This window comes from Streptomyces malaysiensis subsp. samsunensis (genome assembly GCF_024519315.1).
GTDB lineage: Bacteria > Actinomycetota > Actinomycetes > Streptomycetales > Streptomycetaceae > Streptomyces > Streptomyces malaysiensis.
Map to the genome: position 1 here is coordinate 1 of NZ_JANIIC010000212.1, position 1343 is coordinate 1343.

General features: G+C 65.7%; 1 protein-coding gene. It reads left to right on the top strand.

Features of this window, described 5'->3' with window-relative positions:
• Positions 1 to 99 precede the first annotated feature (99 nt).
• The coding region (locus NQU54_RS48515; protein WP_257636647.1) for an MDR/SDR family oxidoreductase at positions 100 to 1343 on the top strand (1244 nt) is incomplete at its 3' end.

Below are 1343 nucleotides of genomic sequence, written 5' to 3' on the forward strand. Positions count from 1 at the left end.
AGCGAAGGCGCCGGAGTCGTGGTGGAGGTGGGGTCTGGTGTGTCGGGTGTGTGTGTTGGTGATCGTGTGATGGGTGTGTGGGGGGATGGGTTTCGGTCGGTGGTGGTGGTGGATGTGCGGGGTGTGGTGGGGGTGCCTGTGGGGTGGAGTTTTGAGCAGGCTGCTTCGGTGCCGGTGGCGTTTGTGACGGCGTATTACGCGTTGGTGGATTTGGCGGGTGTGCGGGCGGGGGAGTCGGTGTTGGTGCATTCGGCTGCTGGTGGGGTGGGGATGGCGGCGGTGCAGTTGGCGCGTTATTTGGGTGCGGAGGTGTTTGCGACGGCGAGTGAGTCGAAGTGGTCGGTGGTGCGGGGGTTGGGTGTGTCTGGGGAGCGGATTGCGTCGTCGCGTTCGGTGGAGTTTGAGCGGGTGTTTGGTTCGGGTGTGGATGTGGTGTTGGATTCGTTGGCGGGGGAGTTGGTGGATGCGTCGTTGCGGTTGGTGCGGCCGGGTGGGCGGTTTGTGGAGATGGGGAAGTCGGATGTGCGGGATGCGGGGGAGGTGGCGGAGGCTTTTGGTGGGGTGTGGTATCGGGCGTTTGATTTGGCGGAGGCGGGTGTGGAGCGGTTGGGTGAGGTGTTGCGTGAGGTGGTGGGGTTGTTTGAGGAGGGTGTGTTGGAGTTGTTGCCGGTGGGGGTGGGGGATGTGCGGCGGGCTGGTGAGGTGTTTGGTGTGATGCGGCGGGCGCGGCATGTGGGGAAGTTGGTGTTGAGTGTGCCGTCTGTGGTGGGTGCTGGTGGGGGTTGGGTGGTGGTGTCGGGGGCGTCGGGTGTGCTGGGTGGTGTGGTGGCGCGTCATGTGGTGGCTGAGCGGGGTGTGCGGCGGTTGTTGTTGCTCAGTCGTCGGGGTGAGGGGGCGCCGGGGGTGGGGGGTTTGGTGGCGGAGTTGGAGTCCGCGGGTGCTGAGGTGCGGATCGCCGCGTGTGATGTGGCCGACCGTGATGCGTTGGCGGGGGTGTTGTCGTCTTTGGAGGGTGGGGTGTCGGGGGTGGTGCATGCGGCGGGTGTGTTGGATGACGTGATGGTGGAGTCGTTGAGTGGGGAGCGGTTGGCGGGGGTGCTGGCGGCGAAGGTGACAGGTGCCTGGAACCTGCATGAGTTGACGCTCAATCGTGGTGTTCGTTGGTTTGTGATGTTCTCTTCCGCGGCTGGTGTGTTGGGGGCGGCGGGGCAGGCGAACTACGCGGCGGGGAACACGTTCCTGGATGCCCTGGCGGCGTATCGCCGGTCGCGTGGGCTGCCGGGTGTGTCGGTTGCCTGGGGGTTGTGGGAGCAGCGTTCGGTGATGACCGAAGGACTGGGCGA